Genomic DNA, 17539 nt, shown 5'->3' with positions numbered 1-17539 from the left:
TGCTGGTCGACACCCGGCGGCTGGCCGACAGTTTCCCGGCGATCGACTACTTCGAGGAGGCGCGCCTGCCCTTCGTCGTCGGCGTCAACGGCTTCAACGGTGAGTACACCCACAGCGAGGACGAACTCCGCGACGCCCTGACACTGTCGCCGCGCATCCCGATCATCCGCACCGACGCCCGGGACCGGGAATCGGTCAAGAGCACCCTGATCACGCTCGTCGAGCACGCGCTGACGTCCCACGTGGGCGCGATCCGATGAGCGACGGCCCGGGACGCCGGAGGATCTCACCATCGCGGCGCGGGCGTGAAAGCCGTGCGGGCGGATAGTCTGGGGAGACTGACTGTCCACCGACCCGTCCACTCGCTTCGAGGCTGGCCAAACACGTGTTCGAGACGCTTTCCGACCGGCTGACTTCGGTCTTCTCCTCCCTACGGTCCAAAGGCAGGCTTTCCGACGCCGACATCGACGCGACCTGCCGCGAGATCCGCATCGCGCTGCTCGAGGCGGACGTCGCGCTGCCGGTCGTGAAGGACTTCGTGGCCCGGGTCAAGGAGCGGGCCCGCGGCGCCGAGGTCTCCCAGGCGCTGAATCCCGCGCAGCAGGTCGTGAAGATCGTCAACGACGAGCTCATCGAGGTGCTGGGCGGCGAGACGCGGCGGCTGCGCTACGCCAAGACCCCGCCGACCGTCATCATGCTGGCCGGTCTCCAGGGTTCGGGTAAGACGACCCTGGCCGGCAAGCTCGCCAAGTGGCTGCGCGACCAGGGACACGCCCCGCTGCTCGTGGCCTGCGACCTGCAGCGGCCCAACGCGGTGCAGCAGCTCGCCGTCATGGCCGAGCGGGCCGGGGTGGCGGTGTACGCCCCCGAGCCGGGCAACGGCGTCGGCGACCCGGTCGCGGTGGCCCGGCAGTCCGTGGACCACGCGCGCCGCCAGCAGCACGACGTGGTCATCGTCGACACCGCCGGCCGCCTCGGCATCGACCAGGAGCTGATGCGGCAGGCCGCCGACATCCGCGACGCGGTCACCCCCGACGAGGTCCTGTTCGTCCTCGACGCCATGATCGGCCAGGACGCGGTCAGCACGGCCGGCGCGTTCATGGACGGCGTCGGCTTCGACGGCGTGGTGCTGACCAAGCTCGACGGCGACGCACGCGGTGGCGCCGCCCTGTCGGTGCGGCACGTCACCGGCCGGCCGATCATGTTCGCCAGCACCGGCGAGAAGCTCGAGGACTTCGACGCCTTCCACCCCGACCGCATGGCGGGCCGGATCCTCGACATGGGTGACATCCTCACCCTGATCGAGCAGGCGCAGAAGACGTTCGACGAGCAGGAAGCCGCCAAGATGGCGGGCAAGCTCGTCTCCGGGGACGGCTTCACGCTGGAGGACTTCCTCGAGCAGATGATGATGGTCCGCCGCATGGGGCCCATCAAGAACCTGCTCGGCATGATGCCGGGCATGGGGCAGATGCGCGATCAGCTCAACCAGGTCGACGACCGCGACCTGGACCGCATCGCGGCGATCATCCGCTCGATGACGCCCGGCGAGCGCCAGGACCCGAAGATCATCAACGGCTCACGGCGGGCGCGCATCGCCAAGGGGTCGGGCGTCACGGTCACCGAGGTGAACAACCTGGTGGTCCGCTTCTTCGAGGCGCAGAAGATGATGAAGCGGGTGACCCAGGGCATGGGCATCCCGGGCATGCCCGGCGGGCGCAAGCAGAAGGCGCAGAAGCCCAAGAAGGGACGTCGCGTCAGCGGCGACCCGCGCAAGGCCGCGCTCGGCAAGTCCGGCGCGAACGCGTCGTCGCAGGACGCCCCGAAGCTGCCCAAGGGCCTGCTCGGCAACCTCGGCGGCGGCCAGCTGCCCCCCGGCCTGGAGCTGCCGCCCGGCTTCGACCCGTCGAAGCTGAAGCTGCCCGGCCAGAACTGACGGACCCCGGCAGCCGGACCCGCCCGCCGTTCCGGCCGGCGGGTCCCGCGTCACCGCCGGCCCGCGCGTAGCGCCTGCGCCAGGGCTCGCGTGGCGGTCGTCAGAGGCCCGCGCTGCCGGTCAGAGGTTCGCGGCTTTCTGTCACAGGCTCGCGCCCGGGGCCATCGGCCTGGCGTCGATCCTGCCGTCGTCGCACACCGTCGCGGTGAACGGGACCTCCAGGTGCGCCACCTCGTCCGGCGGGATGATCATCAGCCGGGCCGAGGCGGGGCAGCGGGTCTCGTGCCCGCTCGGCACCACCGTCCAGTGGAGCCGGGCGTGCGCGCTGGCCCCGGGGCGCAGCGTGACCCGACGCGCGGTGACGTTCTCGCGGCGGGTGCGCGTCCGCAGCACGTCGCCGCGGCCGTCGATGAGGACGAGCCCGACGAAGCCGTACACCCAGCAGGTCTTCGCCGAGGTGTTGGTCAGCACCAGCGGCGCGTAGCGGTTGCCCGCCGCCGGGTCCTGCCGTCCCACCTTGGCCCGCAGGCCGGTCGTACGGCACCGCGCGGGGACGGCGCCCGCGGTGCGTGCGGCCGTGCCGTACCGGACGGACGCCGCGCCCGCCGCGGTCGCCCGTCCCACGTCCGCGGCGGCGCCCGGTGCTTTCGGAGCGGCGTGCTGTGCCGTCCGTGGTGTCGTCTGTGCTGCCGGCCGCGTGGGCGTCTGCGCGATCGGGTGCGCGCCGGCCGCGGAGGGCGCGGCGCTCGTCGCGCAGCCGGTGGCCAGCAGGGCGAGGGCCGCCGCCCCCGCCGCCAAGGTCCTGCTCGTGGTGACTCGCATGTCCAATAGGACGGCTCACCAGCGCGATCAGTTCGCATGCCCGTTCCGGAGACATGGGCGCATCCGTGCCGAAATCAGGGCAGCGGCGGAACCGTCCTTGGCGGAGCATGGGGAATCATCTGGCAGAATGTCAGGCTGGAACATCGTGACCTGGTGGGTGCCCTCTCACCCCCGCCGGTCGCGCCTGTCCCTCGGGCGGGCTCCCATCGTGCCCCACTCGATGAGACACCGCTCACCCACGCTCTAATGCAGGAGAGACCACACCCGTGGCAGTCAAGATCAAGCTCAAGCGGCTCGGTATGATCCGCAACCCGCAGTACCGCATCGTCGTCGCCGACGCCCGGAGCAAGCGGGACGGCCGTGCCATCGAGGAGATCGGCCTGTACCACCCGAAGGAGAACCCCTCGCGCATCGAGGTGAACTCCGAGCGGGTGCAGTACTGGCTGGGCGTCGGCGCGCAGCCGACCGACCCGGTTCTGAAGATCTTCAAGCTGACCGGCGACTGGCAGAAGTTCAAGGGCGAGCCCGCCCCCGCCACGCCGCTCCAGGTCGCCGAGCCCAAGCCCGACCGGCACGCCGCGTACGAGGCCGCCGCGAGGGAGTCGCTCTCGGGTGACGCCGGCGCCGCCGCCACCACGCCGAAGAAGGCCAAGAAGACCGTGAAGGCCGAAGAGACCACCGAGGCCCCGGCCGCGGAGGAGAAGCCGGAAGGCGAGGCCTGAGGTGCTCGAGGAGGCCCTCGAGCACCTGGTCAAGGGCATCGTCGAGCATCCGGACGACGTCCGGGTCCGCGCGCGGCGCATCCGCACCGGGCGCGTTCTCGAGGTCCGGGTTCATCCCGACGACCTCGGCAAGGTCATCGGCCGTGGCGGCCGTACGGCCAAGGCGTTGCGCACCGTCGTCAACGCGTTGTCGAACGGCAAGTACGTACGGATCGACCTGGTCGACCTGGAAGAGGCGCGCTGAGCCGAACTGACGCGTCCGGGGGACCCCGCACCGGGGTCCCCCGGCGTGTTTTCCGGCTCAGGACCGCTCTTCCTGTGGTTCGCGGTGACAGACGGTTCGGGCCGCGGAGTTCGAACCGTCGCGGAGAAGCCGCGTTGAAGCGGTAGCGGAGGTAGGCGACAAGTGCAGCTAGTCGTGGGCAGGATCGGCCGCCCGCACGGCGTGCGGGGCGAGGTCACGGTCGAGGTGCGCACCGACGAGCCGGATCTGCGCTTCGCCCCCGGGGCGACGCTGGCCACCGACCCGGCCTCGGCCGGGCCGCTGACCGTGGAGCGGGCCCGGTGGCACAAGGACATCCTGCTGCTGACCCTGGCCGGCGTGGAGGGCAGGGACGCCGCGGAGGCGCTGCGCGGCACGCTGCTCGTCGTGGACTCCGCGGACCTGCCGCCGATCGAGGACCCCGACGAGTTCCACGACCACGAACTCATCGGCCTCACGGTGGTCACCACCGAGGGGGAGCGGGTGGGCGAGGTCAGCGACGTCCTCCACCACGGACAGGACCTGCTCGTGGTGGCCCGTCCGTCGCGTGACGAGGCGTACGTCCCGTTCGTCAAGGCGCTCGTGCCCGAAGTCGACCTCGGCAAGGGAATCCTCGTCGTCGACGCACCGCCCGGCCTGCTCGACGCCGCCGAGGCGGAGTAGGGGCCGCACATGCGCGTCGACATCATCTCGATCTTCCCGGAGTACTTCGCCCCGCTCGACGTGTCCCTCATGGGCAAGGCCCGGGAGCGCGGCATCCTCGACATCCACCTCCACCAGCTCCGCGACTGGACGCACGACGTCCACAAGACCGTGGACGACACGCCGTACGGCGGGGGCCCCGGCATGGTGATGAAGCCGGAGGTCTGGGGCGAGGCCCTCGACGCGGTGATCGAGAACGGGCGCGCCGCCTCCGGGGAGGACGCGCTGCCCCGGCTGATCGTGCCGACGCCGAGCGGCCGGCCGTTCACGCAGGAAGTGGCCCTGGAGTACGCCGGGGAGCCGTGGCTGCTGTTCGCCCCGGCCCGCTACGAGGGCATCGACTCCCGCGTCGTCGCCGAGTACGGCGAGCGTCTGCGCGCCGACGAGGTGAGCATCGGCGACTACGTGTTGGCCGGGGGAGAGGCGGCCGTGCTGGTGATGGTCGAGGCCGTGGGGAGGCTGCTGCCGGGGGTCCTCGGCAACGCGCGCTCCGTCGCCGACGACTCCTTCGCGCCGGGCGCCATGGCCAACCTGCTGGAAGGCCCCGTCTACACCAAGCCGCCCGTCTGGCGGGGGCACGAGGTGCCGGAGGTCCTGCTGTCGGGCCATCACGGCAGGATCGCCCGCTGGCGGCGCGACGAGGCGCTGCGGCGCACGCTGGCCAGGAGGCCGGAACTGGCCGCCCGGCTCGACCGGGACGGCCTCGACAAGCACGACCGGCGCGTCATCGAGGAGTTCGAGGAGCGCCGGGAAGAGCGCCGTGAAGAGCGCCGCGAGAAGTGTGGCGAAGAGCGCTCCGAGGGCCGCCTTGAAGGGCGCCTTGAGGGGCGGGTTGAGGAGCGCCTTGAGGGGCGGGTTGAGGAGCGCCTTGAGGGGCGACCTGAGGAGCGCCTTGAGGAGCGCCGTTCCGCCGCCGGATCCGGCACCGCGTTTCGCGCGGGGCCGGAAGGTATGGCAGACTGAATCGCTGCTGCCTACTTCGGCATGGCCGGGTGCGTCCCGGTCTGGACGCGGCAGACAAGACGTATCAAGCCAAGCACGCGTGTCCCCCTCGTCGCCGAGCCTCAGGCCCGGCCGGGTGGACCTCCGTGTGCTCATGTCAATGAGGAACCGACGCCATGCACACGCAGATCCAGGAGATCGAGAAGGCTGCCCTTCGCAGCGACGTACCGGCTTTCCGCCCGGGTGACACGCTGGAGGTCCACGTCCGCGTCGTCGAGGGCAACCGGTCCCGCATCCAGGTGTTCAAGGGCTTCGTCCTGCGCCGCCAGGGCGGTGGCATCCGTGAGACGTTCACGGTCCGCAAGGTCAGCTACGGCGTCGGCGTCGAGCGCACCTTCCCGGTTCACAGCCCCGTGATCGAGAAGATCAACGTGCTCACCCGCGGCGACGTCCGCCGGGCCAAGCTGTACTACATGCGTGACCTGCGCGGGAAGGCCGCCCGCATCCGCGAGAAGCGCGAGGCGCAGCCGGCCGGCAAGTAAGGCTTTGAAGATCGTGGTCCGTGCCCCAGGCGCGGGCCACTTTCTTTTTGCCGGTGATCCGGTGTCCCCGGCGCTCGCCGTCATGGACATCATCTAGGCTCAGCAGCGATGGCTAGCGAGGGACAGGGGCCGGGCACGCGCCGCCCTGCCGAGGACGGGGTGGACGTGGTCGCCGAAGACGTCAAGCAGAACGCCGAGGACGGGAAGAAAAAAGGCTCGTTCTGGCGGGAGTTGCCCGTTCTGATCGTGGTCGCCCTCGCCCTGGCCCTGCTGATCAAGTCTTTCGTGGTCCAGGCCTTCTACATCCCGTCCGAGTCGATGGAGAACACGCTCCTCATCAACGACCGCGTGCTGGTGAACAAGCTGGTCTACCACGTACGCGACATCGAGCGCGGTGACATCGTCGTGTTCTCCGGGGTGGACTCCTGGGACCCCGAGGTGAAGCTCGAGGAGCCGTCCAACCCCATCGCGGCCGGGCTCCGCTGGCTCGGCAACGCGTTCGGGGTCGTGCCGGGGGAGAAGGACTACATCAAGCGCGTGATCGGCGTGCCGGGCGACAAGGTCAAGTGCTGCGACAAGCAGGGCCGGGTCACGGTGAACGGCGTGCCGCTGGAGGAGAAGTCCTACCTGTATCCCGGGGACGAGCCGTCCGGGCGCGAGTTCGAGGTCACCGTCCCGCCGGACCGCCTGTGGGTGATGGGCGACCACCGCTCGGTCTCCTGGGACTCCCGCCTGCACATGGGTGACCCGGGTGGCGGCACCATCCCCGCCGACAAGGTGATCGGCCGTGCCTTCGTCATCGTCTGGCCGTTCGACCGGGCCAAGATCCTGCCGATTCCGGAGACGTTCGCGCAACCGGCGCTCCAGGCGGCCCTCGGGGCGGCGCCGTTCGTCGCGGGCCTCGCGGGGGCCGTGCCGCTGGTGGCCCTGCGCAGGCGGCTGGCGAGGCGTAGGGCGTGACGGAGCGGGAGGAGACAGCCGTGGGAGAGGCCGACGAGAGCCGCTTAGGAACCGCAGGGCCTGCCGGGGCGGCGGACGGCGTCCCGGAGGATTCGGCGGATCCGGCCGCGGGAGAAGGCGAGCGGACCACCGGCGAGGAGAAGGGCCGGTCCGCCAAGAAGAAGGGCTCCGGCCTTCTGGAGACCCTCCTGTACGTCCTCGGCGGGGTCGTCGTCGCCCTGCTGGTCCACACCTTCCTGCTGCAGTCGTTCTTCATCCCGTCGGAGTCGATGCAGAACACGCTCCTGGTGGACGACTACGTGGTGGTCAACAAGCTGGCCTACAAGCTCGGCCCGGTGGAGCGCGGCGACATCGTGGTCTTCAAGGGCTGGGACGGCGAGGACACGATCAAACGGGTGATCGGCGTCGGTGGCGACCACGTGAAGTGCTGCGACGCCAAGCGCCGCATCACGGTGAACGGGACGCCGCTGGACGAGGAGAACAAGTACCTCTACCCGGGGGTCTATCCCTCCGGCCGCGAGTTCGACGTCAAGGTCCCCAAGGGCCGGTTGTGGCTGATGGGCGACCACCGGAACAACTCGGCGGACTCGCGCTCCAACATGGAGAACGGGTATCAGGGCACGGTCTCCGAGGACGACGTGATCGGCCGGGCGTTCCTGCGCTACTGGCCGCTGAACCGGATCTCGTTCCTGTCCCGGCCCGAGACTTTCTCCGCCGTACGCTGATCTCACCTGCGGCTTTGCCGCCGATGGCGGTTCCGGCCGTATCGCCGGTGCTGAATGGGGCGTAATCTGCTAGTCGTCATGACAGGTGTCTATCGCCCGCGCCCGAGTGTCGTACGACGGGACTCCGGACTTTACGGCTACGAGCGGGCCCTGGCCCGGCGGGGATTCACGCCGGTCGCCGGGGTGGACGAGGCCGGGCGTGGCGCCTGCGCCGGGCCGCTGGTCGTCGCCGCGGTGGTGCTCGGACGGGAGATCGACGGGCTGAGCGATTCCAAGCTCCTGACCGAGGCCGTCCGTGAACGCCTCTACGAGCGCATCACGGCGACCGCCCGGGCCGTGAACGTGGTCGTGATCCCTCCCGAGGAGATCGACGCGCGCGGCCTGCACAAGTGCAACATCGCGGGGATGCGGCGGGCCGTCGCCGGGCTGGGGCTCGTTCCCGGTTACGTCCTCGTGGACGGTTTCCCGGTGGCGGGGCTGCCCGCGCCGTCGCTGGCCGTGTGGAAGGGCGACCAGGTCGCCGCGTGCGTGGCGGCGGCCTCCATCGTGGCGAAGGTGACGAGGGACCGGCTGATGCACGGTCTCGACGAGATCTATCCGCAGTACGGATTCGCCCTGCACAAGGGGTACGTGACTCCCGGCCACCGGCGGGCCCTGGCCCGGCACGGCCCGAGCCCCCACCATCGGTTCTCGTTCGTGACGGTGGCCAGGGTGACTCGTGGGACACGGATCCCGGCCGAGGGCCTGTGGACGGGGCAGGATGAGGACATGCGCGAGAATGAGGTCGGGGCCGGTGTCGTCTGAACGGGGCCGGTGCCCGCGGGGGATCTCGACGGGGCGTGGAAGAGGAGGACCGGGATGAGCGCGGAAGATCTCGAAAAGTACGAGACCGAGATGGAGCTGCAGCTCTACCGGGAGTACCGCGATGTGGTCGGCCTGTTCACTTACGTGGTCGAGACCGAGCGGCGCTTCTATCTCACCAACTCCGTCGATCTCGACGTCCGCACGGCCGAGAACGGCGACGTCTTCTTCGACGTGAAGATGCAGGACGCCTGGGTCTGGGATATGTACCGGCCTGCGCGATTCGTGAAGAATGTCCGGGTTGTGACCTTCAAGGACGTCAACGTCGAGGAACTGGCCAAGCCCGACCTCGAGATGCCCAAGGAGGGCTTCTCGAGCTGACCATGCCGGGGGTCTGTCCACAGAACGGTGTTCGGCCGCTCTGCGCGGGCCTGCGGGGGCCATCGTCGTGGCATGCGTCTCGTCGTGTACGTGCTCGTGCTGTCCATGCTGAGCGTGGCCCTCACACGTCCCCGCGTTGCCCTCGCGCCCGTCGCCGCTCCGGTCCTCATGGCGCCTCACACGGCTGTCGCGACGGCGAGGACGTCCGGGGCCGAGGAGGTCGCGCCGGCCCGGTCCCGTGGCATGACGCAGCCGATCAGGCCGGTGATGCGGGGCAGGCGGGCCTTGCCGGGCGCGAAGTTGATACGGGGCGGGCGGGGCTTGCCGGTCACGCGCGGCGAGCCGGACGGAACACCGCATGAGGTGCATGGGTCCCGATGGCGGTGGCCGCTTTCCGGGCCCGCACGCCCGATCAGGCGCTTCGATCCGCCCGCACAGCGGTGGCTGGCCGGTCACCGGGGTGTGGACCTGGCCGCACGGCCCGGGGAGCGGGTGGTGGCCGCAGGAGCGGGAACCGTCGGCCTGGCCGAGCGGGTCGCCGGCCGGGGGGTCGTGACGGTCATCCATCCCGGTGGCCTGCGCACCACCTACCTGCCGGTCCGTGCCCTGGTCCGGCCCGGCGAGGTTGTCGCGGCCGGTCAGGTCATCGGCGCCGTCGAGGAGGACGGCGCCGCTCACTGCGCCGCCTCCTGCCTGCATTGGGGACTCCTGCGCGGACGCCTCTACCTGGACCCGCTCCTGCTGTTCGGCCGGGGGCAGGTCCGCCTCCTGCCCCGGTGGCCGGTCAGCGGCGCCCGTCCGAGCCCGTGGTGAGGGAGGCGATCGTCAGGCGCGGGGATGGGCCTGACGGTAGGCGGCCCGCAGCCGCTCGATGGACACGTGCGTGTAGATCTGCGTGGTGGCCAGGGACGCGTGTCCGAGCATCTCCTGCACGGATCGTAGGTCCGCCCCGCCTTCGAGCAGGTGCGTGGCGGCGGTGTGGCGCAGCCCGTGCGGGCCCATGTCGGGTGCCCCCTCGACCTGCGCCAGACGGGCGTGCACGACGCGTCTGACGGTGCCCTGGTCGATCCGGCCTCCCCGGACACCGAGGAAGAGCGCGGGGCCGCTCCCTTCGCGCACCCACAGGGGCCTGCCCCGCACGCACCAGGCGTCCAGGGCGTGCAGCGCGGGGAGCCCGAAGGGCACCGTCCGCTCCTTGCGTCCCTTCCCCAGCACGCGGACCGTACGGCGGTCCCGGTCCACGTCGTCGACGTCGAGGCCGCACAGCTCGCTCACCCGCACGCCGGTCGCGTACAGCAGTTCCAGCATCGCCCGATCGCGCAGGTCCCTGGGGTCACCGTCTCCCTGTGCGCCGAGGACGGCCTCGGCCTCCGTCTGGTCCAGCACCTTCGGCAGCCGGCGTTCGGCCTTCGCCGTGCCGAGGAGCAACCCGGGGTCACTCGCCAGCCACCCCCGCCGATGGCAGAAAGCGGTGAAGACGCGGGCACAGGCGGAACGGCGGGCGAGCGTCGCCCTCGATCGCCCGGACTGGTGCTGGTCTCCCAGCCAGTCGCGCAGGACGGTCACATCGAGAGCGGACACGTTCTCGTGCCCGGCGGCCCTCATGTGCGCGATCAGCGAGGAGATATCCCCCAGATACGCCCTGGTCGTGTGCGGAGACAGGTCCCGTTCGAGCCGCAGATGCCGCTCGAACCGCTCCAGGACGGCGTCGAACTCCCCGTGCCCCTGCCCTTCGCCCGTTGTCACGGCGCGTCCTTCCCCTCGCGTACCGCTCCGATCTTCCCCTCGCGTACCGCTCCGATCTTCCCCTCGCGTACCGCTCCGATCTTCCCCTCGCGTAGCGCTCGATGGGCGCGGTCGCCGCCGCCCGTGGGAGCCGCCTCGTAGCCCCGTGACTCTCGCAGCCCCGGTGACGCGGCGACGGACCGGCAGGGTCCCATTCCTTGCGGTCCTACTGCCCACGAGCGGCATTCGATGCGCATGAGCGCCAGCGCCTCCGTTCCCGCAAGCCGTGCGAGTAGGGAACACGGCCATGACCCGCATGTTAACCACCGGCCTCGTTCCCGGGCGGGCCGCTCGAGCGGTGCCGGTCGTTAATCCCGAGGCATCGGGTCGCTCCGGCGATGTGCTCGCGCAGATCGATCCCGGAGCGCTCCACGCCGCCGGTCCATCCACGAGCGCCAGCGGCTTCAGCGCGGTGCCGGCGGTTCATGCGCGTGCTTCGGGCCGCAGCCGCCACCCCCGGTCCACGTTCTCGACGAACCCCGCGGCGGCCAGGGCGCCGAGGCAGGCGAGCGTCGTTCCGATGTCCACACCGGCGGCGACGGCGATCGCGGCGGGACCCGTGGCACGCCGCGCGGGAATCGCCTCGAGCACACGCCTGGTCTCGTCATTCAATCCGTCACGAGGCCGCACAGGCCCGCGTCGCTCCGGCGCGAGGTCGTCACCGATGGAGCCGACCAGTTCGATGATCTCCTCGGCCGCGGTGACGCAAACGGCCTTGCCCTGACGGATCAGGACGTGGCAGCCCGCGGAGACGTCCGTGGTGATGGGGCCGGGAACGGCCATCAGATGCCGGTTCAGGCCCCAGGCGTGGGTGGCCGTGTTGAGCGCACCGCTGCGCGCGGCCGCCTGGACGACAACGGTTCCCCGCGAAAGGGCCGCGATCACCCGGTTGCGAATGAGGAACCGCAGCCGGGTGGGGTGAGCGCCCGGCGGCCACTCACTGATCACCACGCCCCGCTCGCGCACGGCACGGAACAGGTCCTCGTGGGCGCTGGGATAACACACGTCCGTCCCGCAGGCGAGCACGGCGACCGTCGGCGTCCCGGAGGCAAGCGCGCCCCGATGCGCGGCGCCGTCGATCCCGTAGGCGCCCCCGCTGATCACGGTCCATCCACGCCCGCCGAGGCTCATGGCGAACTCCGCCGCCACGGTCGTGCCGTACGCGGTCGCGGCCCTGGCTCCGACGACGGAGACCGAGCGCAGGCAGGAGAACCGCAGGTTCGCCCGGCCGTCCACCCACAGGCCGAACGGCCGGGTGTCCCCGAGGTCGTCGAGCTGAGTGGGCCATTCGGCGTCGCCCGGAACGACGAGCCGCGCTCCTCGCCGCCTGCCCAGCGTCAGGTCGCCCGCGGGGTCCGAGTAGCGGGCCGCCCAGGCGGCGGCATGCCGGTCGAGATCGAGATGGCGCCGGGAAGCGTCGGCGCGGTCCCTCTCGTCACGCGCGAAGCCGGGATCCAGCACGCCGCGCCTCGCCTGCCGCATCGCGCCCACGGGACCATAGCGGGCGATCAACCGTCCCATCACCGCGTCGCCCGCCTCGGCCATGCGCATGATCGCCACCCGGGCCAGGCGCTCCGTCCTGCCCGGCCCGGCCGCGTCATGGGCGTCCCCGGCCGAGCCATCCATGTTTCCGGCCGGGGCGTCGTTCCCGACCGCGTCCACGTTCCCGGCGGGTTCATCGATGTTCCCGGCCGCGCGGGGGGTGCCCGCCGCTGCCCGGGCGAGGGCGTCACCGGTCGGCGCGTCGTCGGCGGCCCGGAAATCGGTCGCTTCCATCAGTCCACTCCAAGCCACAGTGCGAGGGCCGCCGAGGTCTCGGTCTGGCCCGGACGGTCTTTGCCGGCGAGATCCGCGAGCGTCCAGGAGACGCGGAGCACGCGGTCCAGCCCGCGTGCGCTGAGCGTGCCCACGTCGAGGCCTCGGTGTAGCGGGGCCATCGCGGCGTCGGGCAGGCGGAGGTCGCGGTGCAACGCGGAGGAGGACACTTCGGCGTTGGTGCGCCAGGGGGTGCCGGACAATCTCCTGGCGGCCCGCTCGCGCGCCAGCCTCACCCGCTCGGCCACGGTCGCGCTGGTCTCCACGAAGTGCCGGTCCGCGAGCAACTCGGCACGGGTGGCCCGGCCGATCTTCATCTTCACGTCGACGCGGTCCAGCAGCGGCCCCGAGAGCCGGTCGAGATAGCGGCGCCGGCCCACGGGGGTGCACCTGCAGGGGTGTCCAACCGTTCCCTGCAGGCCGCAGGGACAGGGATTGGCCGCCAGGACCAGCGTGAACCGGGCGGGGAACGTGACCGCGCCGACAGCACGTGCGATCGTCACCGTTCCGGACTCGAGAGGCTGCCGCAGGGAGTCGAGCACGGTGGTCGCGAACTCCGGGGCCTCGTCGAGGAAGAGCACGCCCCGGTGCGCGAGCGACACCGCTCCGGGCCGCACGACGCCTCCGCTCCCACCGCCGACGACGGCCGCCATCGTCGCGCTGTGGTGCGGGGCCATGAACGGGGGCCGGGTGAGCAGCGGACGCCCCGCAGGCAGCGTTCCGGCCACCGAGTGAATGGCGGACACCTCCAGCGCCTTCTCCTGGTCGAGCGGCGGAAGGAGGGTCGGCAGACGCTCGGCGAGCATGGTCTTGCCGCTCCCCGGCGGGCCCAGCATCCACAGGTTGTGCCCGCCGGCCGCGCACACCTCCAGTGCCTTACGGCCCATCGGCTGCCCGGCCACATCGCACAGGTCCGGCCCCGGCGTGCCTTCGGCGTGCGCGATGTGCTCGGCGTCCCGCGACAGTGAGGCGGCCTCCGCCACGACCGGAAGCCGGTGCAGGTCGCCTGCCCGCAGCCAGCCCACGAGTTCGCCGAGTGTGGCGACGGGAACCACGGTGAGGTCGGGCACGAGGTCGGCCTCGGCGGCGTTGAGCGCGGGCACCACGACCGTGCGCACCCCCGCCTCGGCGGCGGCGAGCGCGGCCGGCAGCACGCCCCGGACCGGACGGACCCGCCCGTCGAGACCGAGCTCGCCGAGGAACATCGGAGCCGCGATCCGCTGCGCGGGCACGGCGCCGGCCGCGCCGAGCACCGCGATCGCGATGGCCAGATCGAAGAGCGACCCCCGCTTGGGCAGGGTGGCCGGGGACAGGCTCACCGTGACCCGCGCGTCCGGCCAGGCGAACCTGCTGTTGATCAGTGCCGACCTCACGCGGCCCCGGGCTTCGCTGATCGCGGTGTCGAGAAGCCCGATGAAGTGCGTCCCGGCGACGCCGGGGCCGACATCGGCCTCGACCTCGACGAGACGTCCGGTGACGCCCACGAGGCCGACGCAGTGCGTCCGGGCGACGGGCATCTCAGACCACCCCGCGTTCGTGTCTGAGAGAGAAATCGCCGGCGAACCGCTCCAGCGCGATCACGTCGATCCGTATCGTGTCGAAGCGCTCGGTGCGTGTGGCGAGCCATCTGCCGGCCAGTGTCCGCAGGCGCAGCAGTTTCGCGCCGGTCACCGCCTCGAACGCGGTGCCGTGGCTGCGCCCGGAGCGGGTCTTCACCTCCACGATCACCAGCGCGTTGCCGTCGCGGGCGACGATGTCGATCTCGCCCTCCGCGCAGCGCCAATTGCGGTCGAGTATGTGCATGCCTTTCGCCGTCAGAAAGGTCACGGCGAGTTGTTCGCCCTGTCTGCCCAGCCGATCCTTCGCCGCCATGGGACCACCTCCGGCGCAGACGATCGCCGACGCGGCCCCCCGCCCGTGCCACCGAACCTCTTTCTGTGGACAAGTGCGGTCGACAAGCGCGGCACGCGGCTCGGCGGCTGTGGACGGGCGGAGAAAACCGCAGGTGGGCAGGGAGAAAGCGCTCTTGCCGTCCACAGGCGAGGCCAGGGGCGGAAGCGGGAGGGCGGTCGCGGGCAGACTGCGACCGGCATGAATACTTGCCCGGGTCTCCCTGAGGCGGGTGGCGCTCCGCCCTCACGGAGCATGCCGCCGGGCATCGGAAGCGAGGAGACGGCAGTGACCGCGAAACTGATCAGGGAACTGGGTGCGAGCGTCGGGGTCGCGCTGCCCGAGGTCCGGGTCACCGGAGAGGATCCCGTGCTGCCGTCGATGTTTCCCATCGGCACGATGGCCGCGACCTCGGCCGGCGCTCTGACCGCCGCCGTCGCCGCCTATGCCGCGCGGACCGAGGACGGGGCCGAGGGACAGCCCGGCGGCCGGGAAACCCTTCCCAGTAAGCACAGAGACCCGGACGTGACCATCGATGTCCGCCACGCCGCCGTGGCCTTCCAGAGCGAGCGGCATTTCCGCGCCGACGGGAAGGGCATGGACGTCTGGGCCGCGCTGTCGGGGGACTACCGCGCATCGGACGGCTGGGTGCGGCTCCACTGCAACTTCGACCATCACCGCGACGCCGCCGTGCGCGCGCTCGGGCTGCCCCCGGGCTCGGGCAAGGAGGACGTCGCGAGGGCGTGTGCCGACCGTGCGGCGGTCGACATCGAGGAAGCCGTGATTCGCGCGGGCGGCTGCGCGGCGGCGATGCGAAGCAGGGCGGAGTGGCTCGCGCATCCGCAGGCACGGGCGCTGGCCGGCCTTCCTCTCGTCGGCGTCACCCGGCTGCCCGGCGGGGAAAAGGGCGGCCAGTTGCGCGGAGGCGGCACCGGTGGCAGCGAGACCGATCACAGCGGCCCCGGCGACGGAACCCGCTGCGGCGAGATGGATCGCAGCGAGACCGGCCGCGGCGGAACCGGCGACGGAACCGGCCACAGAGGCACCGGGGGCGGCGGGACCGGCCGCGACGGAACCTTCCGTGACGAGACCGGCCATAGCCGAACCGAGCCTCCCTCGGGGGGCCGCGTATGGGCCGGGGAGACGCCCGCGGACCCCGCCACCGGCCTTCCGCCCGGGCCGTATCGGCCGCTGAGCGGCCTGCGGGTGCTCGACCTGACCCGCGTGATCGCCGGGCCGGTGGCCGCGCGGGCGCTCGCGGCCTACGGCGCGGACGTGCTGCGTGTGGGCGCGGCGCACCTGCCGGAGGTGCCGGGGCTCGTGGTGGAGACGGCGTTCGGCAAGCGGTCCTGCCACGTCGATCTGCGGTCGGAGGCGGACACGCTGCGCGAGCTGGTCCGCCAGGCCGACGTTATCGTCCAGGCGTACCGGCCAGGGGCCCTGCGGGCCAGGGGCTTCGGGCCGGAGGACCTCGCGGCCCTGCGGCCCGGCATCGTCTGCGTCGACATCTCCGCGTACGGCGGGCGCGGGCCGTGGGCATCGAGGAGAGGATTCGACAGCCTCGTCCAGATGGCGTGCGGAATCGCCCACGAGAACGGCGACGGCCTGCTGCCCAGCCCGCTGCCCGCGCAGGCACTCGACCACGGCACCGGTTACCTGGCCGCGTTCGGCGCGGTCGCGGCGCTGATCAGGCGGGCCGCCGAGGGCGGTTCCTGGCACGTCGAGGTATCGCTGGCGAGGACCGCGGCGTGGCTCGACGAGCTCGGCAGGGTCGACGCGGAAGAGACGCGCCAGCCCCCGGTGGACGATCTGCTGGCGACGATGGACAGCCCCTTCGGCGCGCTCACCTATGTGAGGCCACCCGGCGCCGTGGACGGCGCGCGGCCCCACTGGACGAGTCCGCCACCCCGGCAGGGGGAGCACCCCGCCTCGTGGGGGCCGGTCTCGTGAAGGCGCGATCTCCTGCCCCCAGCTTCTGCGGCTCCTGCCTTTCGTTCCTGCCTCCCGTTCCTGATCTCCGCTCCCGATCGCCGGCCTCAAGGGGCCCGGAAGATGCGCGAGCGGCCCGGACGGCGACTCGCGATTCGCGAGGCAGCCCGGTGACCGTCGAGGCGCGTGGTGACGGTACGCGGTGCTGATCCGGCAAGGGTCAACTGAAGGAGCGGATCCGGGTAGACTGTTCGACGGCCTGCTAGGCGGGCCGAATTCGCACGCCCACTCACGAGCCGCCTTCTCGGTCCGGACCGCGTCCGGTGAAAGCGGCCCGGGGCGTCAGGGCGCGGGCAAGACGCCCGCGTGACCAACCGAGACCGTGCCCAAGGGCACACGACCATGGAGGACCATCACCATGGCCCCTGTCGTCACCATGCGACAGCTGCTGGAGAGCGGCGTCCACTTCGGCCACCAGACCCGTCGGTGGAACCCGAAGATGAAGCGCTTCATCTTCACCGAGCGCAACGGCATCTACATCATCGACCTGCAGAAGTCGCTGTCGTTCATCGACCGTGCCTACGACTTCGTGAAGGAGACCGTCGCGCACGGCGGCACCATCATGTTCATCGGCACGAAGAAGCAGGCGCAGGAGTCGATCGTCGAGCAGGCGTCGCGCGTCGGCATGCCGTACGTGAACCAGCGCTGGCTGGGCGGCATGCTCACCAACTTCTCCACCGTGCACAAGAGGCTCCAGCGGCTGAAGGAGCTCGAGGAGCTCGACTTCGACAACGTGGCCGGCTCCGGGCTCACCAAGAAGGAGCTCCTGATGCGCCGCCGCGAGAAGGAGAAGCTGGAGCGCACCCTCGGCGGTATCCGTGACATGGCCCGCGTCCCGAGCGCGGTCTGGGTCGTGGACACCAAGAAGGAGCACATCGCGATCAACGAGGCCAAGAAGCTCGGCATCCCGGTTGTCGCGATCCTGGACACCAACTGCGACCCGGACGAGGTCGACTACCCGATCCCGGGCAACGACGACGCGATCCGCGCCGTCAGCCTCCTCACTCGCGTGATCGCCGACGCCGTCGCCGACGGTCTCATGACCCGTGCGGGCGCCGGCCGCGGTGACGAGAAGCCCGCGGGCGTCGCCGCCGCCGAGCCGCTGGCCGAGTGGGAGCGCGAGCTCCTCGAGGGCGGCGAGGCCGCTCCGGCCGCCGAGGCTCCCGCTGCCGAGACCGCTGAGGCTCCGGCTGCCGAGGCTCCGGCTGCCGAGGCCGCCGAGGCTCCGGCCGCCGAGCAGCCCGCGCAGGACGAGCAGGCCTGAGGAA

General features: G+C 71.5%; 18 protein-coding genes and 2 pseudogenes. 14 read left to right on the top strand and 6 right to left on the bottom strand.

All coding sequences use genetic code 11. From position 1 onward, the window contains the following. Positions 1 to 260: pseudogene (locus ACWEQG_RS37670) on the top strand (ATP-binding protein); the annotation flags it as partial. Between the two features lie 125 nt (positions 261 to 385). Next, on the top strand, positions 386 to 1933 hold the full coding sequence (ffh, locus tag ACWEQG_RS37665; protein ID WP_363466331.1) for a signal recognition particle protein: 1548 nt from the start codon (positions 386 to 388) through the stop codon (positions 1931 to 1933). A 141-nt stretch (positions 1934 to 2074) separates the two neighbouring features. Here the strand turns inward: ffh and ACWEQG_RS37660 are convergent, their stop codons facing one another. Further along, positions 2075 to 2755 (bottom strand): DUF4232 domain-containing protein, encoded by a 681-nt coding sequence (locus ACWEQG_RS37660; protein WP_452292255.1) that lies wholly within the window; start codon positions 2753 to 2755, stop codon positions 2075 to 2077. 266 nt (positions 2756 to 3021) lie between these two features. Between ACWEQG_RS37660 and rpsP the strand changes: the two genes are divergently transcribed. The 9 genes and pseudogenes from rpsP (at position 3022) to ACWEQG_RS37615 (ending at position 8792) form a co-directional block, all read left to right on the top strand. Further along, positions 3022 to 3477: a 30S ribosomal protein S16 gene (rpsP, locus tag ACWEQG_RS37655; protein WP_452292253.1), complete on the top strand. Its 456-nt coding sequence runs from the start codon at positions 3022 to 3024 to the stop codon at positions 3475 to 3477. Between the two features lies 1 nt (position 3478). Next, positions 3479 to 3721 (top strand): RNA-binding protein, encoded by a 243-nt coding sequence (locus ACWEQG_RS37650; protein WP_079320659.1) that lies wholly within the window; start codon positions 3479 to 3481, stop codon positions 3719 to 3721. Positions 3722 to 3883: 162 nt separating this feature from the next. Next, a complete protein-coding gene (gene rimM / locus ACWEQG_RS37645) occupies positions 3884 to 4402 on the top strand; it encodes a ribosome maturation factor RimM (RefSeq protein WP_452292252.1) in 519 nt (172 codons plus the stop codon). 9 nt (positions 4403 to 4411) lie between these two features. After that, positions 4412 to 5176: pseudogene (gene trmD / locus ACWEQG_RS37640) on the top strand (tRNA (guanosine(37)-N1)-methyltransferase TrmD); the annotation flags it as partial. Positions 5177 to 5559: 383 nt separating this feature from the next. Continuing rightward, positions 5560 to 5925 carry a 50S ribosomal protein L19 gene (rplS, locus tag ACWEQG_RS37635; protein ID WP_169981931.1) on the top strand — a complete coding sequence of 122 codons (366 nt, stop codon included), beginning with the start codon at positions 5560 to 5562 and terminating at the stop codon, positions 5923 to 5925. Positions 5926 to 6033: 108 nt separating this feature from the next. Then, on the top strand, positions 6034 to 6885 hold the full coding sequence (gene lepB, locus ACWEQG_RS37630; RefSeq protein ID WP_452292251.1) for a signal peptidase I: 852 nt from the start codon (positions 6034 to 6036) through the stop codon (positions 6883 to 6885). Positions 6886 to 6905: 20 nt separating this feature from the next. Continuing rightward, complete coding sequence (gene lepB, locus ACWEQG_RS37625) at positions 6906 to 7610, top strand: signal peptidase I (RefSeq protein WP_452292249.1); 705 nt, start codon at positions 6906 to 6908, stop codon at positions 7608 to 7610. A 78-nt stretch (positions 7611 to 7688) separates the two neighbouring features. Continuing rightward, on the top strand, positions 7689 to 8414 hold the full coding sequence (locus tag ACWEQG_RS37620) for a ribonuclease HII (RefSeq protein WP_363466345.1): 726 nt from the start codon (positions 7689 to 7691) through the stop codon (positions 8412 to 8414). Positions 8415 to 8468: 54 nt separating this feature from the next. Then, positions 8469 to 8792 carry a DUF2469 domain-containing protein gene (locus tag ACWEQG_RS37615; protein ID WP_030511723.1) on the top strand — a complete coding sequence of 108 codons (324 nt, stop codon included), beginning with the start codon at positions 8469 to 8471 and terminating at the stop codon, positions 8790 to 8792. A 176-nt stretch (positions 8793 to 8968) separates the two neighbouring features. Here ACWEQG_RS37615 and ACWEQG_RS37610 read toward each other — a convergent pair whose 3' ends face one another. Next, a complete protein-coding gene (locus ACWEQG_RS37610; RefSeq protein WP_452292259.1) occupies positions 8969 to 9124 on the bottom strand; it encodes a hypothetical protein in 156 nt (51 codons plus the stop codon). Here ACWEQG_RS37610 and ACWEQG_RS37605 point away from each other — a divergent pair. Then, the gene (locus ACWEQG_RS37605) at positions 9060 to 9605 is read left to right on the top strand and encodes a murein hydrolase activator EnvC family protein (protein ID WP_452292257.1); all 546 of its coding nucleotides are present in this window, start codon (positions 9060 to 9062) and stop codon (positions 9603 to 9605) included. The genes ACWEQG_RS37610 and ACWEQG_RS37605 overlap by 65 nt on opposite strands. A gap of 12 nt (positions 9606 to 9617) precedes the next feature. On the opposite strand, the gene ACWEQG_RS37600 is transcribed toward ACWEQG_RS37605, so the two are convergent. The 4 genes from ACWEQG_RS37600 to ACWEQG_RS37585 all read right to left on the bottom strand — a co-directional run bounded on the left by ACWEQG_RS37600 (position 9618) and on the right by ACWEQG_RS37585 (position 14264). Beyond that, the gene (locus tag ACWEQG_RS37600) at positions 9618 to 10538 is read right to left on the bottom strand and encodes a tyrosine recombinase XerC (protein WP_452292248.1); all 921 of its coding nucleotides are present in this window, start codon (positions 10536 to 10538) and stop codon (positions 9618 to 9620) included. Positions 10539 to 11000: 462 nt separating this feature from the next. Then, a complete protein-coding gene (gene dprA / locus ACWEQG_RS37595; RefSeq protein WP_452292246.1) occupies positions 11001 to 12353 on the bottom strand; it encodes a DNA-processing protein DprA in 1353 nt (450 codons plus the stop codon). Further along, positions 12353 to 13909: a YifB family Mg chelatase-like AAA ATPase gene (locus ACWEQG_RS37590; protein ID WP_452292244.1), complete on the bottom strand. Its 1557-nt coding sequence runs from the start codon at positions 13907 to 13909 to the stop codon at positions 12353 to 12355. Before ACWEQG_RS37590 ends, dprA begins: the two co-directional genes overlap by 1 nt. 1 nt (position 13910) lies before the next feature. Then, positions 13911 to 14264, bottom strand: coding sequence for a YraN family protein (locus tag ACWEQG_RS37585; RefSeq protein ID WP_363466360.1), 354 nt, complete (start codon positions 14262 to 14264; stop codon positions 13911 to 13913). A 306-nt stretch (positions 14265 to 14570) separates the two neighbouring features. Here ACWEQG_RS37585 and ACWEQG_RS37580 point away from each other — a divergent pair, with 306 nt between their 5' ends. Together ACWEQG_RS37580 and rpsB are read left to right on the top strand one after the other, a co-directional pair. Beyond that, positions 14571 to 16232 carry a CoA transferase gene (locus tag ACWEQG_RS37580; protein WP_452292242.1) on the top strand — a complete coding sequence of 554 codons (1662 nt, stop codon included), beginning with the start codon at positions 14571 to 14573 and terminating at the stop codon, positions 16230 to 16232. A gap of 397 nt (positions 16233 to 16629) precedes the next feature. Then, positions 16630 to 17535 (top strand): 30S ribosomal protein S2, encoded by a 906-nt coding sequence (gene rpsB / locus ACWEQG_RS37575; RefSeq protein WP_363466365.1) that lies wholly within the window; start codon positions 16630 to 16632, stop codon positions 17533 to 17535. The last annotated feature ends 4 nt before the right edge of the window (positions 17536 to 17539 follow it).

Source organism: Microbispora sp. NPDC004025 (assembly GCF_053604425.1).
Note: the sequence above shows the minus strand (reverse complement) of the source record. Positions and strands in the feature narration are given on the sequence as shown.